14 protein-coding genes are annotated in these 17,331 nt (G+C 62.9%); 11 read left to right on the top strand and 3 right to left on the bottom strand.

Annotation, left to right across the window (positions count from 1 at the left end; genetic code table 11):
* The first annotated feature begins 169 nt into the window (after positions 1–169).
* The gene (locus tag FGK64_RS03410; protein ID WP_138862376.1) at positions 170–1,798 is read left to right on the top strand and encodes a SulP family inorganic anion transporter; all 1,629 of its coding nucleotides are present in this window, start codon (positions 170–172) and stop codon (positions 1,796–1,798) included.
* Between the two features lie 152 nt (positions 1,799–1,950).
* On the opposite strand, the gene FGK64_RS03405 is transcribed toward FGK64_RS03410, so the two are convergent.
* A complete protein-coding gene (locus tag FGK64_RS03405; RefSeq protein WP_138863047.1) occupies positions 1,951–2,556 on the bottom strand; it encodes a flavin reductase family protein in 606 nt (201 codons plus the stop codon).
* A 72-nt stretch (positions 2,557–2,628) separates the two neighbouring features.
* On the opposite strand from FGK64_RS03405, the gene FGK64_RS03400 reads away from it, so the two are divergent.
* From FGK64_RS03400 to FGK64_RS03380, 5 genes are all read left to right on the top strand, one after another.
* Positions 2,629–3,138 (top strand): GNAT family N-acetyltransferase, encoded by a 510-nt coding sequence (locus tag FGK64_RS03400; RefSeq protein ID WP_138862375.1) that lies wholly within the window; start codon positions 2,629–2,631, stop codon positions 3,136–3,138.
* A 48-nt stretch (positions 3,139–3,186) separates the two neighbouring features.
* Entirely contained in the window at positions 3,187–3,945 is a 759-nt protein-coding gene (locus tag FGK64_RS03395; protein ID WP_138863046.1) for an EcsC family protein, read from the top strand.
* Between the two features lie 86 nt (positions 3,946–4,031).
* Positions 4,032–4,526 carry an NUDIX hydrolase gene (locus FGK64_RS03390; protein WP_246057666.1) on the top strand — a complete coding sequence of 165 codons (495 nt, stop codon included), beginning with the start codon at positions 4,032–4,034 and terminating at the stop codon, positions 4,524–4,526.
* A 68-nt stretch (positions 4,527–4,594) separates the two neighbouring features.
* The gene (locus FGK64_RS03385; protein ID WP_138862374.1) at positions 4,595–5,026 is read left to right on the top strand and encodes a DUF1178 family protein; all 432 of its coding nucleotides are present in this window, start codon (positions 4,595–4,597) and stop codon (positions 5,024–5,026) included.
* Between the two features lie 93 nt (positions 5,027–5,119).
* On the top strand, positions 5,120–6,358 hold the full coding sequence (locus FGK64_RS03380) for an aspartate kinase (protein ID WP_138862373.1): 1,239 nt from the start codon (positions 5,120–5,122) through the stop codon (positions 6,356–6,358).
* 51 nt (positions 6,359–6,409) lie between these two features.
* Here FGK64_RS03380 and FGK64_RS03375 read toward each other — a convergent pair whose 3' ends face one another.
* A complete protein-coding gene (locus FGK64_RS03375) occupies positions 6,410–8,062 on the bottom strand; it encodes a calcium-binding protein (RefSeq protein ID WP_138862372.1) in 1,653 nt (550 codons plus the stop codon).
* Between the two features lie 191 nt (positions 8,063–8,253).
* Here FGK64_RS03375 and ptsP point away from each other — a divergent pair, with 191 nt between their 5' ends.
* Positions 8,254–10,497, top strand: a complete 2,244-nt coding sequence (gene ptsP / locus FGK64_RS03370) for a phosphoenolpyruvate--protein phosphotransferase (protein WP_138862371.1) — start codon at positions 8,254–8,256, stop codon at positions 10,495–10,497.
* Positions 10,498–10,653: 156 nt separating this feature from the next.
* On the opposite strand, the gene FGK64_RS03365 is transcribed toward ptsP, so the two are convergent.
* Positions 10,654–12,018 (bottom strand): formimidoylglutamate deiminase, encoded by a 1,365-nt coding sequence (locus tag FGK64_RS03365; protein ID WP_138862370.1) that lies wholly within the window; start codon positions 12,016–12,018, stop codon positions 10,654–10,656.
* 74 nt (positions 12,019–12,092) lie between these two features.
* Here FGK64_RS03365 and hutI point away from each other — a divergent pair, with 74 nt between their 5' ends.
* From hutI to hutU, 4 genes are read left to right on the top strand one after another with little or no spacing between them, the layout of a single operon-like run.
* Complete coding sequence (gene hutI / locus FGK64_RS03360; RefSeq protein WP_138862369.1) at positions 12,093–13,310, top strand: imidazolonepropionase; 1,218 nt, start codon at positions 12,093–12,095, stop codon at positions 13,308–13,310.
* Positions 13,307–14,812: a histidine ammonia-lyase gene (gene hutH, locus FGK64_RS03355; RefSeq protein ID WP_138862368.1), complete on the top strand. Its 1,506-nt coding sequence runs from the start codon at positions 13,307–13,309 to the stop codon at positions 14,810–14,812. The genes hutI and hutH overlap by 4 nt, the downstream gene beginning before the upstream one ends.
* Positions 14,809–15,603, top strand: a complete 795-nt coding sequence (gene hutG, locus FGK64_RS03350) for an N-formylglutamate deformylase (protein WP_138862367.1) — start codon at positions 14,809–14,811, stop codon at positions 15,601–15,603. The genes hutH and hutG overlap by 4 nt, the downstream gene beginning before the upstream one ends.
* A complete protein-coding gene (gene hutU / locus FGK64_RS03345) occupies positions 15,600–17,282 on the top strand; it encodes a urocanate hydratase (protein ID WP_138862366.1) in 1,683 nt (560 codons plus the stop codon). Before hutG ends, hutU begins: the two co-directional genes overlap by 4 nt.
* Positions 17,283–17,331: the final 49 nt, after the last annotated feature.

Genomic DNA, 17,331 nt, shown 5'->3' with positions numbered 1-17,331 from the left:
AAATGAAGGTGCAATCCGGGTACGGGCCAGACACCGAGGCCGCCCCAAGTCATTATCCGGTCGCAGAGCCCACGCGGCATGGCCTTTCCGGGCGCGATCTTGTAAGGGGCCGCGCAAAGCAGGGCCGCCCCCGTCGCCTGCCTCCGAACGACCCCGCAAAGGATAACCGATGCCCCGAGCCATTCTGGCCTCTTTCGCCCGCCGCCTGGCCAGTCAGGATCTTACCCTGTTCTCCGACGAACGGCTGACGCCCGCACGCCTGAGGATCGAGCTTTTGTCGGGGCTGACCGTCGCGCTGGCACTGGTGCCAGAGGCAGTAGCCTTTGCCTTCGTTGCCGGCGTGCACCCGCTGGTCGGGCTCTACGCGGCGTTTCTGGTCGGTCTGATCACGGCGCTGATCGGCGGACGACCGGGCATGATTTCAGGTGCCACCGGTGCGCTGGCCGTCGTGATGGTGGCGCTTGTTGCCACGCACGGTGTGGAATACCTGTTTGCAACCGTGGTGCTGATGGGGCTGCTGCAGATTTTCGCGGGCATCATGCAATGGGGCAAGTTCATCCGCCTTGTGCCCCATCCGGTGATGCTGGGCTTTGTAAACGGGCTGGCCATCGTGATTTTCCTCGCGCAACTTGGGCAGTTCAAGGTGCCCGGCAGCATGGAAAATACGGGTCACGGCATGGGCGGGGGCACATGGCTTTCAGGCGGGCCGCTCGCACTTATGCTTGCACTGGTGGCGGTGACCATGGCGATCATCTGGGTCATGCCCCGGATCACGCGCGTGATTCCGGCGCCTCTGGCGGGCATCGGAATCGTGGCGGCCGTGGTGATCGGCTTTGGCCTCGACGTGCCGCGCGTGGGCGATCTGGCCTCGATCCAGGGTGGTCTGCCACAATGGCACGTACCGATGGTGCCGCTCAACTGGGAAACACTTCAGATCATCCTGCCCTATGCGGTGATCCTTGCGGCTATCGGCCTGATCGAAAGCCTGCTGACACTGAACCTGGTCGGGGAAATCACCGGCAAACGCGGTGGCGCCAGCCAGGAATGCGTGGCGCAGGGGCTGGCCAATACGGTCACCGGCTTCTTCGGCGGCATGGGCGGCTGCGCCATGATCGGCCAGTCGATGATCAACGTCAAATCCGGCGGCCGCACCCGGATTGCAGGCATCGCGGCGGCGCTGTTCCTGTTGGTCTTCATCCTTTTCGCAGCCCCGCTGATCGAGCTGATCCCGCTGGCCGCTCTGGTTGGGGTGATGTTCATGGTGGTGATCGGCACATTCGCATGGAATTCCTTCCGCATCCTGCGCAAGGTGCCGCTGACCGATGCCTTCGTGATCGTGCTGGTCACCGTGGTCACGGTGATGGAAGACCTGGCCGTCGCCGTCGTCGTCGGCGTGATTGTCTCGGCGCTGGCCTATGCCTGGAACAACGCGCGCCGCATCCACGCGCGCACCCGCACAACACCCGAAGGCGCGAAAGTCTATACCGTGCAGGGGCCTTTGTTCTTCGGCTCTTCCGACGGGTTTGTCGAACTGTTCGATCCCGAGAACGATCCGGACACGGTGATCGTCGATTTCGCCGAAAGCCGCGTGGTGGATCAATCGGCACTTCAGGCAATCGAGGCGGTCGCCTCCAAATACGAGGCATCAGGTAAACGCATCGTGCTGCAGCACCTCAGTCGCGATTGCCACCGCCTGCTGACCCGCGCCGGCCACCTCGTGGTCGACAGCGATGACGATCCAGACTACGGGTTGGCGGTCAACTACGGCGTGCGGACGGGCATCCTCGGCGGACATTGATCGCGCTGCCGCGCGAGGCCACCCTAGCAAGGATAATTATTGCCTGAAGAAGCACGCAGGAATTCCCCTTCATCATTCCGAAAATACTCCGGGGGACTCCGCGCAGCGGAGGGGGGCAGAGCCCCCAGCGACAGTGCCTCTGAATGGTCTCCTCAGTCGTCGGGGCGGCGGAGCTCGAACACGCTCTCGATTTTGCCGTAATCGCGATAGCCCAGGCGGGTAAGCGGCTGGAAGGTCGTGACGTCAAATCGTCCGTCGACAAGGCAATTGTCGCGGATGTGAATGCCGGTGACTTCTCCAAGCACGAGCCGGTTGTTCTTGCCGGGCAGCTCGATGATCTGTGTCAGTTTGCACTCCAGCGAGGCGGGCGCCTGCGCCACGCGCCCGCAATCGATGGTGGCACATTCCGCCATCTCGATCCCGGCGTGTTCGAATTCATTTACCTCTTTGCCCAACATCGCCGAAGTGGCATTCATCACGTCGCGCATCGCATATTCGACGATGTTCACGCAAAACACGCCGCTGTCGCGGATGTTGGAGACGCTGTCCTTGCTGTCGTCGCGGTCTTCTTTTGTCGCGGTCGAGGAAAACATCACCTGCGCGGGCACATAGGCGATGGCGTTAAAGAACGAATAGGGCGCCAGATTGTTGTTGCCTGCGCTGTCGCGAGTTGAAATCCAACCGATCGGGCGTGGGGTCACGATGGCGTTGAATGGGTTGTGGGGCAGGCCGTGGCCTTCCTCGGGACGATAGAACATTTGTGTCACTCCAAGCGTTTGCCCCAGACCTACCCCCGTGCTAGGCGAAGTTCCACAGGCAAGGACAGACATGTGACAGGTTCCGTTTTCGATATCACGCCGGAAACAGGCGAGGATTGGTGGGAGGTCGAGGCGCTGCTTGACCTGTGTTTCGCCCCCGGACGCACGGCGCTGTCGTCTTACCGCCTGCGTGAAGACGTACCGCCGGTGCCCGGGCTGTCGCTGGTGGCGCGCGATGCGCTGCGCATCGTAATCGGCGCGATCCGGTTCTGGCCGGTGTTGGTGGGCGGGCAGCCTGCGTTGTTGCTGGGGCCTGTCGCGGTGCACCCGACCCATCAGGGCGAGGGGCTGGGCGGCCTGCTGATTCGCGATGCGCTCGAAATCGCGCGCACCTCGGGCTGGGAACGGGTCATGCTGGTGGGCGATGAACCCTATTACCGCCGGTTTGGTTTCACCCGACTGGACGATGTTGACATGCCTCCTCCCACCAACCCCGACCGGGTGCTGGGGCAGGATCTTGCGACCGGCGGATGGGAGGGGGTGGCCGGCGATGTCACCCGCTGGGACGGACGCGCATATTGATTTTCCCGCCCCCGGAGCCACATGATATTCATGTCAGAGGGGGCAGCCATGCAGGACATCACCTTTCCCGGCCCGGTCGATACCGAGGCCGAGCTTGACCGGATCGCCGCGCGTTATCGCCGCGCAGGCGGGGTGGGCATGAAGGTACTGAACTTGCTGGGAGGGCAGGCCGAGGGCTTGCTTGACCGTTTGCCTGCCTCGGTACGGGGCGGGCTTACCGGGGCCACCGAAAAGGCGCTGAACGTCGCGGTTGGCGTGGCGCAACGGTCGCGCGGGGCCATTCCCGATCAACCGGGCTGGGTCAACACCGCTGTCGGCACCGCGATGGGCGCGGCCGGAGGATTTGGCGGCTTGCCCTCGGCGCTGGTCGAGCTTCCGGCGACCACGACCTTGCTGTTGCGCACGATTCAGGGTGTGGCGGCGGAACACGGGTTCGATCCGGCAGAAGAGGGCGTGCAGTTCGAATGCGTGCGCGTCTTTGCGGCCGCTGGTCCGCTGGATCATGACAATGCCAGCGATCTTGGGTTCGTCTCGCTTCGCCTGACGCTGACGGGTGGGGCGATGCACAAGCTGATCGCGGCGGTTGCGCCACGGCTTGCCACCGTTCTGGGGCAGAAGCTGGCGGCGCAAACCGTGCCGGTGCTGGGCGCTGTCGCCGGGGCAACGACGAATTACATGTTCACGTCATATTATCAGGATATGGCGCATGTGCATTTCGGTCTGCGGCGCCTGGCGGTCGAATCGTCCGTGCCGCACGATCAGCTTGTCGGACAGCTTGCCAGCCGGATGCGAGTCACGCGGGCATAAGCCGATATGGCTGGCGTCGCGCTGTCAAAAACGTTTGTCGCGGGGAAAGTCCCGTGCCATCGTCCATCACAAGCGTCGGGCCGAGGATGACCCGGACAACCGGTTTTACAATGCAGGGTCCGTTGAAACAGCTACCGATCATCGTCAAGGCCGCCCGCAAAAGCGACGTGCGCAGCCAGTTCGCGGCGCTCTGTTACCGGCGCGAGCGCGGGAAGCTGCGCGTTTTGCTGGTGACCTCGCGTGGAAGCAAGCGATGGATCGTGCCAAAGGGTTGGCCGATGGACCGCATGACACCAGCCGCCTGTGCCGCGCGCGAGGCGTGGGAAGAGGCGGGCGTGGTCGGCCAGCCCTATGACCGATGCCTTGGACTCTATTCCTACACGAAACTCGACAGTAGCGGAGTGATGCTGCCCTGCGTCGCGATGGTCTATCCGATCCACGTCAAATCACTCTCGGATCATTTTCCCGAACATGATCAGCGTAAGCGCAAGTGGTTTTCGCCGAAAAAGGCGGCGCGCAAGGTGGACGAGCCGGAATTGGCGCGAATTATCCGCGATTTCGATGCACGCGGGCTTGGGTAACGCCTGCGGTAGCGCTTGAAAATGCTGCTGGGATCCATATTTTAGGTCAACGCAGTTTCGGTTACGGAATGATCCAATACTCACTCAAATGTGCCAAGGGGCACACCTTTGACAGCTGGTTCCAGTCGGCCTCGGCCTATGATCGCCTTGCCAAGGCGGGGATGGTCGAATGTGGCGTCTGTGGTGGCACCGATGTGGACAAGGCGGTGATGACGCCGCGTGTCGGCACTTCGCGCGCCGACGCACCGCCTGTGCCGCGCAAGCTGTCGGAGCCTGCGTCTCCCGCCGAACAGGCCATGGCCGAGCTGCGCCGCAAGATCGAAGCGAACGCCGATTACGTCGGCCGCGATTTCGCGCGCGAGGCCCGCGCCATGCACGAGGGCGAAACGCCCGAGCGTCCGATCTTTGGCGAGGCCGCCGTGGGCGAGGCGCGCAAGCTGCTGGAAGACGGCATTCCCGTCGCGCCGCTGCCCTTCCTGCCAAACCGCAAGACGAACTGAGCCGCCAGACGCGCGCCAGCCTGTGCAATTCATGTTGCCCTTGCGTCCCGTCACGCGTAAAGCGAGCGCGTTTCGTGGCATGAAGGAAGATCGATGCCTGTTCTGGTGATGAAATTCGGCGGCACGTCGGTTGCGACGCTTGACCGGATCCGCCGCGCGGCCAAGCGTGTCGGGGTCGAGGTGGCCAAGGGCTATGACGTGATCGTCATCGTGTCGGCCATGTCGGGCAAGACCAACGAGCTGGTCGGCTGGGTCAACGAAACCTCGCCCTTTTATGACGCGCGCGAATATGATGCCGTTGTGTCCAGCGGGGAAAACGTGACCGCGGGCCTGATGGCGCTGACGTTGCAGGAGATGGATATTCCGGCGCGCAGCTGGCAGGGCTGGCAGGTTCCGGTGAAAACCACGTCGAGCCATTCGGCCGCCCGGATCGAAGATATTCCGCCGGCCAACATCATGAACAAGTTCGCCGAAGGCATGAAGGTGGCCGTGGTCGCCGGGTTCCAGGGCGTCAGCCCCGAGGGCCGGATCACCACGCTGGGCCGGGGTGGCAGCGACACCACTGCCGTGGCCTTTGCCGCCGCCTTCGATGCCGAACGCTGCGACATCTATACGGACGTGGACGGGGTTTACACCACCGATCCGCGCATCTGCGACAAGGCCCGCAAGCTGGATCGCATCGCTTTCGAAGAGATGCTGGAACTGGCCTCGCTGGGCGCCAAGGTGTTGCAGACCCGCTCGGTTGAACTGGCCATGCGCTACAAGGTCAAGCTGCGCGTGCTCAGCAGTTTCGAAGAACAGTCGGACGAGGCGGGAACGCTCGTGTGCGACGAGGAGGATATCATGGAATCCAAGGTTGTGGCCGGTGTGGCCTATTCGCGCGACGAGGCAAAGCTGACCCTGCTGTCGGTCGCCGACCGTCCGGGTATCGCGGCGGCGATTTTCACCGCGCTGTCGGAGGCCAAGGTGAACGTCGACATGATCGTTCAGAACATCTCGGAAGAGGGGCGGACGGACATGACGTTCTCGTGCCCGACCGATCAGGTGGCGCGGGCCGAAAAGGCGCTGGCCGAGGCCAAAAGCAAGGAAGTGCTGAACTTTTCCGAAGTCGTGGCCGATACCGGCGTCTGCAAGGTGTCGGTCGTGGGCATCGGGATGCGCAGCCATACGGGCGTTGCCGCCAAGATGTTCCGCGTGCTGTCGCAGGAAGCCATCAACATCAAGGTCATCACCACATCCGAGATCAAAATCTCGGTGCTGATTGATCGCAAGTATATGGAACTGGCCGTTCAGGCGCTGCACGACGCCTTTGATCTGGACAAGGCGGCGTAACCTGCGCGTTTCGGAGCTGCCTGCGACCCATCAGGGCCGCAGGCAAGGCCGTCAGGCATAGATGATGGAATTTGCGGCCAAGTCGGCTTCGTTCGTGTCCAGAACGACAACGCTGCCGCCCTCATAGCGGATCAGCAGGTCGCTGCCCCGATCGGAAATCGTCAGGTCATCCTCGGTCAGGCCGCGGAACCGCAACGTATCCGCCGACACGTCGAAATCGGTGACACGGTCGCGCCCGTCGCCTGCGCGAAACTGGAACACGTCCTTGCCGTCGCCGCCAACAAGCCTGTCCCGGCCCTGCTGGCCATCAAGGATATCGCGCATGTTGCCGCCCTTCAGCACATCGTGCCCGGTGCCGCCCTTCAGAACGTCGCGACCCTGACCGCCGTAGAGCTTGTCGCTTTGGCCTCCGCCAAACAGGCGGTCGTTGCCCTTGTTGCCCGCCAGGATGTCCTCTCCGCGCAAACCGGAAATCACGTCATCCCCCTTGCGGCCCCAGACCCAGTCGGCGCGGCCGGTATCGCGGATGACGTCATCCGCGGCTGACCCGAAATAGCTGGCTTCGAACAGGATGGTTTCCACCTCGTAATTGGAACGCGAGGCGGTGTAGGTCACGGCGAAGCTTCCGTCGCTTTGAACCGAGATTGAAGGGTCGCGGAAGAAATCGGTCGCGTCCGAGACCACATCGGTTTCGTCGCCCACCCGGACACCGCGGGCATCAAACCGCTGCATCGCGATCGAATAATCCACGCCATAGTCGGCCCAGGCAACAATGTACCCGCCATCCGGCATGGCCACCACGTCGGATTCCATCTGGTCGCCAAAGGTTGTCGTGTTGACCTGCCGATTGCCGCCGACGGTCGCGCCCGAGGCATCGTAGCGTTGCATGAATATGCCCCAGGCTGAACCGTCGTGATCGTAGCCCGAGGTATAGGTCACCACGAACCCGCCATCGTTCAGGGCTGCAACACTGCCTTCCCACTGGGCGCCGTCGCCATCCCGGTTGATCTGGAATTCGCTTCCCAGCCGGTTGCCCTCGGCATCGAACCTCTGGCCAAACATGCCCTGCACATCGCCATCGACATCCTGCGTATCCCAAATGGCAACCTTTGACCCGTCTTTCAGCGTCACCGCATCCAATTCGTCAAAGAGTTTCCCGGCCGAGTAATCTGAGGCGACGGTCACCTGAACGGGTGTAGACTGATCGTCGATCACATAGGCATTCAGGCGCTGCGCGATCCGGGCGCCATCGGCATAGGGTGCGTTATAAAAAAACGTCAGTGACCCGTCGGCCTCAGCGATGCCGGGGGCCACTTCGCTGACGATGGGCGGGCGCAGATAGTTGGTATCGGTCTTTGTGCCATCGGACGAATAGCTTTCAAGATAGATGCCCGCGCCGTCAAAGTCCTGATCGTATTCTGAGTAATAGACAATGTCGAAGCCGCCATTGCGCGCCACAATCCCGGGATACCCCTGGTCGCCATATGTCCTTGCGCTGACCTGAAATTCATCGGTTCGGAAGCTACCATCGGCGTTCAGGACGCGCGCGTAGATGCCGTCTCCGTCGCCGTCCTGGTCAACGGATTCCCACGCGACCGCATAGCCTCCATCGTCAAGCGCCGTCATCACCGCCTTGGACTGGTGATTATCGGTGAAATCATTGACGTCGATAATCGGGCCGAGCGGCCGGTAAAATTGAACCACTGAATTTGGTCTCCTTGAAGCTTCAATAACATTACGTTTGGCACAGCAGTCGGTTCCGAATGAATTTCGATCTCTTGCCGGTTGCAGCGTGGGTTTAGGGTGCGAATTCCGTTTCGTTCCGGCCCGGTTTGTGTTCTATAGGCGTGGGTCGGGAGAACACCCCAAAGTTGCAAGAGGCGCCTGACACGGGAATGGCCGACGGAACGGAAACAGAAAGCCGCAAACTGTTGCGCCGGCTGCGCGATGCCATGGCCAGCGACGTCGCAGGGCAGGCCCGACTTGACAAGATTACCAATCTTATCGCCGACAGCATGGGGACCGAGGTGTGTTCGGTCTATCTGTTTCGCGATGAAGACACGCTTGAGCTTTGTGCCAGCGAAGGGCTGAAAGCCGAAGCCGTGCACCAGACACGGATGCGTCTTGGCGAAGGGTTGGTGGGCCGCGTGGCACGCACCGGCGCCGTGGTCAACACGCCCGATGCCCCGTCGGAACGCGGCTTCCGCTACATGCCGGAAACCGGAGAGGAACGCTATTCCTCGTTCCTGGGCGTTCCGATCCAGCGGCTGGGCGAAAAGCTGGGCGTGCTGGTGGTGCAATCGTTGGATGCCCGGCAGTATTCCGAAGACGAAACCTATGCGCTGGAAGTCGTGGCCATGGTTCTGGCCGAGATGACCGAACTGGGGGCCTTCGTGGGCGAAGGCGCGGCCCTCTCGGCGCGGCACCAGCAGGCAGTGCTGTTTCGCGGCACCTCGGGTCAGGAAGGCGCGGCAGAGGGGCATGTGTGGCTGCACGAACCGCGTGTCGTTGTGGCCAATCCCATCGCCGACGATCCTGCACGTGAACAGGAGCGGCTGACGGAGGCCGTCGAGGAACTGCGTGTCGGCGTCGACAAGATGCTGGCCCTGTCGCTGAACGGCGATACCGATCAGATTCAGGTGCTCGAAGCGTATCGCATGTTCGCCAACTCCAAGGGCTGGATGCGCCGGATGGAGGAAGACATCAGCCGCGGGCTGAGTGCCGAGGCGGCGGTGGAAAAGGAACAGTCCATCGCGCGTGCCCGCATGGGGCAGGTGCAGGATGCCTATCTGCGCGAACGCCTGTCCGATCTTGACGATCTGTCGAACCGCCTTTTGCGGATCCTGACGGGGCAGGGCAGCGAAACGGGCGCCGAGATGCCCGCTGACCCGATTCTTGTGGCGCGCAACATCGGCCCGGGCGATCTGTTGGAATACGGGCGCAGCCTGCGCGGCATCGTGCTGGAAGAAGGTTCAGTCGGCAGCCATGCGGCCGTGGTGGCACGTGCGCTGGCAATCCCGCTGGTGGTGCACGCCGGGCGGATCGCAACCGAGGCGCTGAACGGCGATCATATCCTTGTGGACGGCGATCAGGGCACCGTGCACCTGCGCCCCGACGACACGGTGGTCAGCGCGTTCCGCGACAAGATCGCGATGCAGGCACAGGCGCAGGAACGCTTTGCCTCAATTCGCGACAAACCCGCGACCACGCTGTGTGGCACGACAATCGGGATGCACATGAATGCGGGGTTGATGGCCGATCTGCCGTCGCTTGCGGGGTCGGGCGCCGAAGGCGTCGGCCTGTTCCGGACCGAGTTGCAGTTCCTCGTGCGCAACCAGATGCCGAAACGGTCCGAGCTTAGCGCGCTCTATTCCAAGGTGCTGGATTCGGCCAATGGCAAGCGCGTGGTGTTCCGCACGCTCGATATCGGGTCCGACAAGGTGCTGCCTTACATGAAGCCCAACGACGAGCCGAACCCCGCGCTGGGCTGGCGCGCGATCCGGGTCGGGCTCGACAAACCCGGCGTCATGCGGATGCAGTTGCAGGCGCTGCTGCGGGCGGCCAATGGGCGCCCGCTGACTGTGATGTTTCCTTTCGTGGCGCAGTTCGACGAATTCCGCGCTGCCCGGGCCGAGTTGGACAAGACAATCGCACGCGAACAAAAACTGGGCCATATCCTGCCGTCCAAGATTGAGGTCGGGGCGATGCTTGAAACGCCCTCGCTTGCCTTCGCCCCGCGCAAATTTTTTGAAGAGGTCGAATTCCTGTCGATCGGGGGCAACGATCTGAAGCAGTTCTTCTTTGCCGCCGACCGCGAAAACGAACGGGTCCGCCGCCGCTACGACACGCTGAATGTCAGCTTCCTGAACCTGATCGAACAGATCGTCGATCGCTGCAACGAGGTCGGCACCTCGCTCAGCTTCTGCGGCGAAGACGCAGGCCGCCCGATCGAGGCGATGTGCTTTGCCGCCATCGGCATCCGCAACCTGTCGATGCGCCCTGCGTCCATCGGCCCGGTCAAAAGCCTTCTGCGCCGGGTCGACCTGCAAGAGCTACGCAAGGTCATCGACGCATCGCGGGACAGTGGCGATCAATCCGTGCGTCCGGCCGTCACCGATTGGCTTCGCGCGCAATCCTGACCTGCGTCACTGAAATCGCGCTGCGCGCGATGGCCTTCGGCGGGGATATTTAACGCCTTAAAGAAGGATTGGGTTTTGCCTTCTTTAAGGTCCAAATATCCCGGGGGAATCCGCGAAGCGGGTCGGGGCAGAGCCCCCTTTTTTGCGCTCTCAGGATCAGATCGCCGAAGACAGACGGGCAAGTGTCTCGCCAAATGCGGCTGAAATCGCCTCGTGCTGTTTGTGCCGCCCCTGTTGGACCATATGGCGCCCGGCCGACCAGACATCGCTGACCAACCGGTCATCTCGGGCGAATATCCAGGTGTCCAACACCTGATCCTCTGAGCGCCCGGCGAGGTCCGGCGCGCTGCCGTCCAGTGCAATGAAGTCGGCCAAAGCGCCGGTGGCAATGCGTCCGCTGTTACGCGCCACGGCCTGGGCGCCGCCGGCACAGACGGCATCGAACAGCCTGCGTCCGGTGCTGCCACCGGGGTTTGCCAGAATGGCGCGGCCCCGGTCGCGCAGGCGTTGCGAATATTCCAACTGACGCAGTTCTTCCGACAGGGCGATGCGGATATTACTGTCCGACCCGACACCGATCCGCCCCCCTGATTCAAGCCAGCGCGCGCCGTCGAAAATTCCGTCTCCCAGCGAGGCTTCGGTGATCGGGCAGAGCCCGGCCACAGCGCCGGTGGCGGCAAGCGATTGCGTTTCTTCCGGTGTCATCTGCGTACAGTGGATCAGGCACCAGCGCGGGTCGGGCGGGCAGTTTTCCAGCATCCAGGTCACCGGGCGCGCACCGTAGGCGGCTTCGACTTCTTCTACCTCTGGCACCTGTTCCGCCAGATGCATGTGGACCGGCCCCTGCGCTGTTTTTGCTATCTCGCGCAGCGTATCGGGCGCAACGGCACGCAGCGAGTGCGGAGCCACGCCGATGGCCGTATCGGCGGGCAGGGGGGCTGCCGCCTTTTGGCTGGCCTCGAGCAATTTCAGGAACTGATCGGGCTTTGTGCCAAAGCGGATCTGCCCCGGCGCCAGCGGGCGCTGATCGACGCCACCGAACTGGTAATGCACTGGCAGCAGGGTCAGGCCGATCCCCGTCATCTGCGCCGCTTCGCAGATCGCCACGGCGGTTTCCGCCAAATTATCGTAGGGTGTGCCGCCCGGCTGGTGGTGCAGATAATGGAATTCGCCACTGGCGGCGTACCCGGCTTCCAGCATCTCCATCTGAACCATCGCGGTAATGGCGCGGATATCTTCGACGGTCAGCTGGTCGAGAAAGCGGAACATCAGCTGACGCCATGTCCAGAAGCTGTCGCGCCCCTGCGGGCCGCGCGTCTCGCTCAGGCCGGCCATCGCGCGCTGAAAGGCATGCGAGTGCACGTTGGCCGGTGCGGGCAGCAGCGTGGCAACCCGTATTGCCGTACCAGGAGCCGCATCGGTCGCAATCTGGCCGAAATGGCCGGATGGCGTGATTTCGATCCGCACATCGCGGGCCCAGCCTTCGGGAAGCAGCGCGGAGTCCGCGTGGAGAATTGTCATGACGGCACCTCTTGACGAGTCGGTTATATGCATACATAAAATTAATAACGCAGACATAACTGGGGTCAATCGCGATGTCACATTCAGCCGCAACATCTGACCGATACGTCCTGAGTGACGCGCAGATCGCGACGATGACAGCGCCAGAGGGCTACGGTCTGATCGAGCGGGGCCATATCGCGGTTGAGGGAGGAGTCATTGCGCACGTTGGGGCCGATCTGCGGCCCGACTATGCCGATTGGCCACGCGAGAGCCTTGGCGGCGCGCTTGTCACGCCTGGTCTGATCGACTGTCACACGCATATCGTGTTCGACGGCAATCGTGCGCGCGAGTTCGAGATGCGGCTTCAGGGGGCTACCTATGAAGAGGTGGCGCGTGCCGGGGGCGGGATCGTATCGACCATGGCGGCGACCCGGGATGCGACGCAGGACCAGCTGGTTGACGCGGCGTTGGCCCGGCTGGATTCGCTGATCGCCGACGGTGCCACGCTGATCGAGGTGAAATCCGGCTATGGTCTGGATCGCGATACCGAACTGGCCATGCTGCGCGCGGCACGGGCATTGGCGCAGCGCCGGGGCATTCGGGTGCGGACCAGCTTTCTGGGTGCCCATGCCATTCCCAGCGAATTCTCGGGGCAGGCCGACCGCTATATTGACACGGTCTGCATCCCGGCGCTGCGTGCGGCCCATGCCGAAGGGCTGGTGGATGCCGTAGACGGGTTCTGCGAGGGGATCGCATTTGATACCGCCCAGATTGCCCGCGTGTTCGACGTGGCGGTCGAACTGGGGCTGCCGGTCAAGCTGCACGCTGAACAGCTGTCGCATATGGGTGGCGCTGCTCTGGCGGCGCAATATGGCGCGCTCTCGGCGGATCATGTGGAATACGCAACCGAGGCCGATGCGCAGGCGATGGCCGCCGCCGGGACGGTGGCCGTGTTGCTGCCCGGGGCATTCTATACCGTGCGCGAAACGCAATTGCCCCCGGTCGATGCCTTTCGCACCCACGGCGTGCCCATCGCGCTGGCGACCGATTGTAACCCTGGCTCGTCGCCGCTGACCTCGCTTTTGCTGGCAATGAACATGGGCTGCACCCTGTTCCGCCTGACCCCGGCCGAGGCGCTGGCAGGCGTAACGCGCCATGCTGCGCGGGCGTTGGGGATGACGGATTGCGGGCAGATCGACCCCGGCCTGCGCGCCGATCTGGCGATCTGGGATGTCGAGACACCGGCCGAACTGGCCTACCGCATCGGCTTTAACCCGTTGAGAAAGCGTATTTTTGGAGGTGAGGCATGAAGCTGACACCGGGGCAGGTCACCCTGGCCGATCTTGAGGCACTCTTCCGCGAGCAATCCGCCGTCACATTGGCGCCAGAGGTGCGCGGTGCGATTGATGCCTCTGCCGCACGGGTGGCTCAGGCGGCGGCGGGCGATGTGCCGGTCTATGGGATCAACACCGGATTTGGCAAGCTGGCCAACCGCAAGATCGCCCCGCAAGATACGGCAAAGCTTCAGGAAAATCTGATCCTGTCGCATTGCTGCGGGGTTGGTTCGCCGCTGGATGCCCCGCTGGTGCGGCTGATGATGGTGCTGAAGTTGCTGTCGCTGGGGCGCGGGGCTTCGGGTGTCCGGTGGGAGATTTGCGCCCTGTTGCAGGACATGCTGGCAAAGGGTGTCGTGCCTGTGGTGCCGCATCAGGGATCGGTCGGGGCGTCAGGCGATCTGGCGCCGCTGGCGCATATGGCGGCGGTGATGATTGGAGCGGGAGAGGCCGTGTATCAGGGCGAGGTGATGCCCGGGGCGGAAGCGTTGGAACGGGCAGGGCTGACGCCGGTTGTGCTTGGCCCGAAAGAAGGGCTGGCGCTGATCAACGGCACGCAGTTTTCGACGGCGTTGGCCTTGGCCGGCGTGTTTGGCGCGCGGCGTGCGGTGCAGACCTCGGTCGTGGTGGCCGCGCTGTCGACCGATGCGATCATGGGCTCGACCGCACCGTTGACCGCCGAAATCCACACGCTGCGCGGCCACGCCGGGCAGATCGAGGTGGCGGCGCGGATGCGCGCGCTGATGGCGGGCAGTGAAATTCGGGAAAGCCACCGCGATGGCGATACCCGCGTGCAAGACCCGTATTGCATCCGATGCCAGCCGCAAGTGGTGGGAGCGGCGCATGACGTGATCGAAATGGCCGCCCGGACACTCGAAGTTGAGGCCAATGCCGTCACCGACAACCCCCTGATCCTCACGGAAACCGGAGATATCGTTTCGGGGGGGAATTTCCATGCCGAACCGGTGGGCTTTGCCGCCGACCAGATCGCCTTGGCGCTGGCCGAAATCGGAGCAATCTCCCAGCGTCGGGTGGCATTGATGGTGGACCCGACGCTGAGCCACGATCTGCCCCCCTTCCTGACACCTGCGCCTGGGCTGAATTCGGGGCTGATGATCGCCGAAGTGACGACTGCCGCTTTGATGAGCGAAAACAAACACATCGCCATGCCCTGCGTGACCGATAGCACCCCGACCTCGGCCAACCAGGAAGATCACGTCAGCATGGCGGCGCATGGGGCTTATCGCCTGCTGCGGATGATCGACAACCTTGCCGTGATCCAGGGGGTCGAGGCGATTTGCGCGGCGCAGGGTATTGAGGCGCGCGCGCCGTTGCAGACCTCGGATCTGCTGTCCAAGGCCATCGCGCGGCTGCGTGCCGACGTGCCCACGTTGAAGGAAGACAGGTATCTGGCCCCTGATATCGCGAAAGCCGCCGAATTGGCTGCGTCGGGCGCCTTGGCGGAGGCAGTGGCATGATCGAGATAACACAAGGCGATAGCCCCATTCTGCTGGGTCTGCCGCACACGGGCACCGATCTGCCTGAAGAGGTTGCGAAGGCGCTGAACGATACCGGGCGCGCGCTGGCCGATACCGACTGGCACATCGATCGCCTGTATGCCGGTCTGCTGGATAGCGTGACCACCGTACGCACGCCCATCCATCGCTATGCGATCGATGTGAACCGTGGCCCCGACGGGGCAAGCCTTTATCCCGGGCAGAACACCACTGGCCTGTGCCCGCTGACGGATTTTGACGGCCGCCCCATCTATCACGAGGGGATGGCGCCGGATGCCGACGAGATCGAGCGTCGCCGTCTGGCTTACCACGCGCCGTATCACGTCGCGATGCAAGAGGAAATCGCCCGGATCAAGGCGGCGCATGGTGTCTGTATCTTGTACGATTGCCACTCGATCCGCAGTGAAATCCCGTTTCTGTTTCCTGATACCCTGCCTGATTTCAATATCGGTACGAATTCCGGTCACAGTTGTGCGGCATCGGTGGAAAAGGCGGTGGAAAACCTGTGCGCAGACGCCGCTGGCTATTCCCACGTGGTCAACGGACGCTTCAAGGGTGGCTATACCACGCGCCAATACGGTAATCCGGCGTCCGGGGTTCACGCGATCCAGATGGAACTGGCCCAGTCGACCTACATGGATGAGACGCCGCCGTGGCGCTGGAGTGACGCACGCGCTGATCGCCTGCGCCCGATTTTGAAGAACATTCTGAACACCTTGCAAGACATAGCTCACTCAGGAGAGTTGCGATGACAAACCCTCGCCACAACCAGCGCGATATCTTTCCGCCCACTGGCACCACGCTGACCGCCAAAAGCTGGTTGACCGAAGCGCCCCTGCGGATGCTGATGAACAACCTGCACCCCGATGTGGCTGAAAACCCTCATGAATTGGTGGTGTACGGCGGTATCGGCCGCGCCGCGCGGACGTGGGATGATTTCGACAAGATCGTGGCCTCTCTGACCGATCTGGAGGGCGACGAGACGCTTCTGGTGCAGTCAGGGAAGCCTGTGGGCGTGTTCAAGACCCATGAAAATGCGCCCAGGGTGTTGATTGCAAACAGCAACCTGGTGCCCCACTGGGCCAATTGGGATCACTTCAACGAATTGGACAAAAAGGGCCTTGCAATGTACGGCCAGATGACGGCCGGTTCGTGGATTTACATTGGAACCCAAGGCATTGTGCAGGGAACTTACGAAACCTTTGCCGAAGCCGGGCGCCAGCATTACGGCGGCGACCTGACCGGCAAATGGATCCTGACCGGCGGCCTTGGCGGCATGGGCGGCGCGCAGCCGCTGGCCGCTGTTTTTGCCGGGGCAAGCTGCCTTGCGGTGGAATGCAACCCCGACAGCATCGATTTCCGCCTGCGTACCAAGTACCTGGATGAAAAGGCCGAAACGCTGGACGAGGCGCTCGAGATGATCGACCGCTGGACCAAGGCGGGCGAGGCGAAATCGGTCGGGCTGCTGGGCAATGCGGCGGATGTTTTCCCCGAACTCGTGCGGCGCATGAAAGACGGTGGCCCGCGGCCCGATATGGTCACCGATCAGACCAGCGCCCATGACCCGCTGAACGGGTATTTGCCCAGCGGCTGGGGCCTGGCCGAATGGCGGGCCAAGCGCGAAAGTGATCCGAAAGCCGTGGAGAAGGCGGCGCGCGCCAGCATGAAGACGCATGTCGCCGCAATGGTCGATTTCTGGAACGCGGGCGTGCCGACGCTGGATTACGGCAACAACATCCGGCAGGTCGCGCTGGACGAAGGGCTGGAAAATGCCTTTGATTTTCCGGGTTTCGTGCCGGCCTATATCCGCCCGCTGTTCTGTCGCGGGATCGGGCCGTTCCGCTGGTGCGCGCTGTCGGGTGATCCGGAAGATATCTACAAGACCGACCAGAAGATGAAAGAGCTCTTCCCGGAAAACACCCATCTGCATCAGTGGCTTGACATGGCGCGCGAACGGATCGCCTTTCAGGGCTTGCCAGCGCGTATCTGCTGGATCGGGCTGGGTGATCGGCATCGCGCGGGGCTGGCCTTCAACGAGATGGTCCGCAATGGCGAACTGAAGGCGCCGGTGGTGATCGGGCGCGATCACCTGGATTCCGGGTCCGTTGCCAGCCCTAACCGCGAAACCGAGGCGATGAAGGACGGCAGCGATGCCGTGTCGGATTGGCCGCTGCTGAACGCGCTGCTGAACACGGCAGGTGGGGCGACATGGGTGTCGCTGCATCATGGCGGAGGTGTCGGCATGGGCTTCAGCCAGCACTCGGGCATGGTGATCTGCTGCGATGGCACGGAAGAGGCCGACAACCGGCTGGCGCGCGTGCTGTGGAACGACCCGGCAACAGGCGTCATGCGCCACGCCGATGCGGGCTATGACATCGCGCTGGATTGTGCCGCCGAACACGGGCTCAACCTGCCCGGGTTGAAGCGCTGACTGTATGGAATGAGCGGGAACCGGTTGGTAAAGACCGGTTCTGCTTAAA

Origin of the sequence: Arenibacterium halophilum (assembly GCF_005938225.1) — a bacterium.
Taxonomy (GTDB): domain Bacteria; phylum Pseudomonadota; class Alphaproteobacteria; order Rhodobacterales; family Rhodobacteraceae; genus Arenibacterium; species Arenibacterium halophilum.
This window is presented reverse-complemented; position numbering and strand designations above follow the sequence as displayed.

Excerpts from the sequence above, each read along its gene's own strand:
- hutG (WP_138862367.1), top strand. The coding sequence starts at position 14,809 with ATGATCGAGATAACACAAGGCGATAGCCCCATTCTGCTGGGTCTGCCG.
- hutU (WP_138862366.1), top strand. The coding sequence starts at position 15,600 with ATGACAAACCCTCGCCACAACCAGCGCGATATCTTTCCGCCCACTGGC.
- hutI (WP_138862369.1), top strand. The coding sequence starts at position 12,093 with ATGTCACATTCAGCCGCAACATCTGACCGATACGTCCTGAGTGACGCG.
- ptsP (WP_138862371.1), top strand. The coding sequence starts at position 8,254 with ATGGCCGACGGAACGGAAACAGAAAGCCGCAAACTGTTGCGCCGGCTG.
- FGK64_RS03365 (WP_138862370.1), bottom strand. The coding sequence starts at position 12,018 with ATGACAATTCTCCACGCGGACTCCGCGCTGCTTCCCGAAGGCTGGGCC.
- hutH (WP_138862368.1), top strand. The coding sequence starts at position 13,307 with ATGAAGCTGACACCGGGGCAGGTCACCCTGGCCGATCTTGAGGCACTC.
- FGK64_RS03380 (WP_138862373.1), top strand. The coding sequence starts at position 5,120 with ATGCCTGTTCTGGTGATGAAATTCGGCGGCACGTCGGTTGCGACGCTT.
- FGK64_RS03395 (WP_138863046.1), top strand. The coding sequence starts at position 3,187 with ATGCAGGACATCACCTTTCCCGGCCCGGTCGATACCGAGGCCGAGCTT.
- FGK64_RS03405 (WP_138863047.1), bottom strand. The coding sequence starts at position 2,556 with ATGTTCTATCGTCCCGAGGAAGGCCACGGCCTGCCCCACAACCCATTC.
- FGK64_RS03390 (WP_246057666.1), top strand. The coding sequence starts at position 4,032 with ATGACCCGGACAACCGGTTTTACAATGCAGGGTCCGTTGAAACAGCTA.
- FGK64_RS03410 (WP_138862376.1), top strand. The coding sequence starts at position 170 with ATGCCCCGAGCCATTCTGGCCTCTTTCGCCCGCCGCCTGGCCAGTCAG.
- FGK64_RS03385 (WP_138862374.1), top strand. The coding sequence starts at position 4,595 with ATGATCCAATACTCACTCAAATGTGCCAAGGGGCACACCTTTGACAGC.